Source organism: Aestuariivirga sp. (assembly GCF_044239095.1).
Taxonomy (GTDB): Bacteria; Pseudomonadota; Alphaproteobacteria; order Rhizobiales; family Aestuariivirgaceae; genus Aestuariivirga.
In genome coordinates, this window is sequence record NZ_JBIICB010000326.1 from 1 (window position 1) to 4,422 (window position 4,422).

Below are 4,422 nucleotides of genomic sequence, written 5' to 3' on the forward strand. Positions count from 1 at the left end.
CTGAAAGCGAGAATTTCGACGTGTATGCAAGGCCCCGCAGCATCGAGGAGGCAGCGATCGCCATGTCCGCCCCCGGCGCGCTTGCGATGTGCGGCGGCACCGATGTGTTTCCTGCCCATGCCGGCCGCCCGCTGGCGCGGCCCATTGTCGACCTCTCCGGCATCGACGGCCTGAAGGGGATCACCGAGACGCCCCACGCCTTCCGTTTCGGCGCGGCCACCAGCTGGAGCGCCATCGCGCGGGCCGGTCTTCCGCCCGCCTTCGATGGCCTCAAGGCGGCGGCGCGCGAAGTGGGCTCGATCCAGATCCAGAACCGCGGCACCATCGGCGGCAATCTGTGCAATGCCTCGCCCGCAGCTGACGGCGTGCCGCCGCTGCTCTGCCTTGATGCCAGCGTTGAACTTGCATCGAAGGATCAAAGGCGCGTCCTGCCGCTGTCTGCTTTCATCACCGGCTATCGCCGCACTGCGCTGCGCGATGGCGAGATCGTCACCGCCGTGATCGTGCCCAAGCCCGCGGCCAGCGCTGCGGGCGCCTTCGTCAAGCTCGGCGCCAGGCGCTATCTGGTGATCTCGATCCTCATGGCTGCGGCCGTGATCGAGACGGATGAAACCGGGCGCATCGCCGCGGTCGCCGTCGCCGTGGGGGCGGCCTCGCCCGTCGCCCAGCGTCTCACGCGGTTGGAACATGACCTTCTCGGCCTTGGGCCCGGCGAGCGGCCGTCCACGCGGGTCGCGGCCCATCATCTCGACAGCCTGTCGCCGATCTCCGATGTGCGCGCCAGCGATGCCTACCGGCGCGAGGCCGCCATGACGGTGGTGGGCCAGGCGCTGGACCGCGCGGCAGGGGCCGCCTGAGGTGGCGATCGCCTTCGAACTCAACGGCACGCCGGTTTCCTGCGAGGCAGCCCCGGCCCTGCGCCTTTCCGAAGTGCTGCGCCGCCATCTGTTCCAGATGGGCACCAAGAGCGGCTGCGATGCAGGCGACTGTGGCGCCTGCACGGTGCTGATCGACGGTGAGACCGCCTGCGCCTGCCTGGTGCCCGCGGCCCAGGCGGATGGCGCGCGGATCGTCACCATCGAGGGCATCGCAGCGAACACCGCGAAGGGCGATGCGCTGCAGCAGGCCTTTTTGTCGCGTGGCGCGGCGCAATGCGGCATCTGCACGCCGGGCATGCTGGTCGCCGCCGCGGCCCTGCTCGAGAATGACCCCGCCCCCTCGCGCGAAACGATCGCGGACGCGCTGGGTGGCGTCCTCTGCCGCTGCACGGGCTATGCCAAGATCATCGACGCGGTGGCAGATGCCGCCGCGGGCATCATCACCCGCCAGGAGAGCCCGCAACAGGGCCACGCGGTCGGCTCGGCCATCGCCAGGCTCGATGGCGGTCCGAAGGTTGCCGGCAGTGAGCTTTTCGGCGCGGATGCCGTGCCGCCCGATGCGCTGTGGATCAGGGCCGTGCGCTCGCCGCACCACCGCGCCGCCTTCTTGCTGGGTGACCTTGCCGCCTATGCCGCCGCCCATCCGGGAATCGTCCGCATATTGACCGCGTCCGACATTCCCGGCCGCAACGTCTTCGGCGTCATACCGCCCTTTGCCGACCAGCCCGTCTTCGCCGAGGGCGAGGTCCGCTTCCGTGGCGAGGCCGTCGCCGCGGTCGTGGGCGAGCGGGAGGCCGTCGAGGGCCTCGACCTTCTGGCATTTCCCGTCACGTGGGAGGAACGCCCTGCGGTCCTGGGAATGGCCGAGGCGCTCGCGGAGGGCGCCCCGCGCCTCCATGAGGCCCGTCCCGGCAATGTGCTGATCCGCGGCCTCGTCGAGCGGGGCGATGCCGCCGCCGCGCTCGCCTCCGCCCCCATCCGTGTTGAGGGCCTGTTCGAGACCTCCTTCGTCGAGCACGCCTATATCGAGCCCGAGGCCGGCTGGGCCCGGCGCGTGGGCGGCAGGATCGAGATCACCGCCTCCACCCAGGCGCCCTACATGGACCGGGACGACACGGCGGCCATCATGGGGCTCCGCCCGGAGGACATCCGCATCATCCCCTCGGCCTGCGGCGGCGGCTTCGGCTCCAAGCTCGACCTTTCGGTCCAGCCCTATGTGGCGCTCGCCGCATGGCTGACCGGCAGGCCCGCCGCCATGGTCTATTCGCGCCAGGAGTCGATCCAGTCCACCACCAAGCGGCACCCCGCCGTCATGCGCTCTGTCATGGCGGCCACGCGTGAGGGTGATCTGCTCGCCATGGATTTCGAGGCTGACTTCAACACCGGCGCCTATGCCTCCTGGGGGCCCACGGTGGCGAACCGCGTGCCGGTCCATGCGTCGGGCCCCTATGCCGTGCCGCACTACCGCGCAAGGACGCGCGCCGTCCTCACCCATTGCGTTCCAGCCGGCGCCTTCAGAGGTTTCGGCGTGCCGCAGACGGTGATCGCGCAGGAGCAGCTGCTCGACATGCTGGCGGAGAAGATCGGCATCGACCCGCTCGACTTCCGCATCCGCAATGCGCTCACCAACGACACCCCCACCGTGACAGGCCAGGTGATGGGCGACGGTGTTGGCATCCGCGCCTGCTTCGAGGCGCTGAAGCCGCATTGGCAAGCGGCGCGGCGGCAGGCTGAGGCCTTCAACGCCGGGCACAGCCACGTGCGGCGCGGCGTTGGGGTGGCGGGCATGTTCTACGGCTGCGGCAACACCTCGCTTCCCAACCCGTCCACCATCCGCTTCGGCCTCAGGCCCGATGGCAGGCTGTCGCTGCACCAGGGGGCGGTCGACATCGGGCAGGGCGCCAATACGGTGATCACGCAGATCGCGGCCGATGCCGTGGGCCTGCCGCTCGCCATGATCGACCTCGTCTCGCCAGACACGGACCTGACGCCCGACTGCGGCAAGACCTCCGCCTCGCGCCAGACCTTTGTCACCGGCAAGGCGGCGGAGCGCGCCGGGCTGGCGCTGCGGCGCCTTCTGTTGCGGCTCGCCAACGCCAGCGAGGCGGCGCGGCTCGACCTCGGCCCGGGCAGGCTGCGCGTCATCGAGGGCGGCCTCCTCCGCGACGTCGATCTGCACGGCCTGCCGCGTGACGCGCATGGCTATGTTCTGTGTGCGGAGGAAAGCTTCGATCCGCCCACCTCGCCGCTCGATGCCAAGGGGCAGGGCAAGCCCTATGCCGTCTATGGCTATGGCGCGCATCTGGCGGAGATCGAGGTGGACATGCGGCTCGGCACGGTGAAGGTCATGCGCATCGTCGCGGCGCATGACGTGGGCCGCGCCATCAACCCGGTCCTCGTCGAAGGCCAGATCGAGGGCGGCGTGGCGCAGGGCATCGGCATGGCGCTGATGGAAGAGTTCACGCCAGGCCGCGGTGAGAACCTGCACGACTACCTCATCCCCACCATCGGCGACGTGCCGCCCATCGAATCCATTCTCGTCGAATGCGCCTCTTCCGCCGGGCCCTTCGGCGCCAAGGGCATTGGCGAGCAGGCGCTGATCCCCACAGCGCCCGCCATCCTCAACGCCATCCACCACGCCTGCGGAGCCCGCCTCACACGCACGCCCGCAACGCCGGACAGGGTGCTGGCCGCCATCAGGCTGCGTCCACCTGCATGAGCCGCATGCAGTCCCGCATGCTGTCCCAAGGCCGCAGGCTGCACCTTCACGACGGTCCCATCGACCTGATCATCGCCGCGGAGGGAGAGCCTGAGCAGGCAGCGCTGGCCTTCCATGCGGCGGAAGCGCGCTTCGCCACGGTGCTGGACGAACTCTGCACCGAGCTTGCCCTGCTGCGCCAGGAGGTGGGCCCCGCGCCCTCGGGTGCTGTCGCAAGGCGCATGTGGCGCGCCACGGCGGGCCTTGCCAGATATGCCTTCATCACCCCCATGGCGGCGGTCGCAGGCTCCGTGGCGGAGGAGGTGCTGGACGCCATGCTGGCTGCGGCAACACTCTCCCGTGCCTTCGTCAACAACGGTGGCGACATTGCTCTCCACCTCGCGCCCGGCACGTCCTACGGCGTGGGGCTCGTCCACAGGCCCGACAGGCCTTCGCTGTTTTCCACCGCGCGCATCGGCGCGGATGATCGCGTGCGCGGCATCGCCACCAGCGGCTGGCGCGGCCGCTCCTTCTCGCTGGGCATCGCCGATGCGGTCACCGTGCTTGCCGAACGCGCCAGCATCGCTGATGCGGCGGCAACCCTGATCGCCAATGCCGTGGACATTCCCGGTCATCGCGCCATCACCCGCGTGCCCGCGCGGGAAATCCAGCCTGACAATGACCTCGGCGCAAGGCTGGTCACCCGTGGCGTTGGCCCCCTTGGGCCGAATGAAATTGCCGCGGCCCTTGATGCTGGTGTAGCCTTGGCGCAAAGGCTGGTGGGCGAGGGGCGCATCACCGCCGCGGCGCTTCATCTTGCGGGCGAGACCCGCATCGTGGGCACAG

3 protein-coding genes are annotated in these 4,422 nt (G+C 70.0%); all 3 read left to right on the forward strand.

From position 1 onward, the window contains the following. Positions 1 to 857: FAD binding domain-containing protein (locus ACILRA_RS20335; RefSeq protein ID WP_395663876.1), on the forward strand; the 857-nt coding region annotated here is incomplete at its 5' end. A gap of 1 nt (position 858) precedes the next feature. Next, positions 859 to 3,597: a molybdopterin-dependent oxidoreductase gene (locus ACILRA_RS20340; RefSeq protein WP_395663877.1), complete on the forward strand. Its 2,739-nt coding sequence runs from the start codon at positions 859 to 861 to the stop codon at positions 3,595 to 3,597. Then, positions 3,594 to 4,422, forward strand: an 829-nt coding sequence (locus tag ACILRA_RS20345) for a UPF0280 family protein (protein ID WP_395663878.1), incomplete at its 3' end; no start/stop codon positions are given. The genes ACILRA_RS20340 and ACILRA_RS20345, both read left to right, overlap by 4 nt.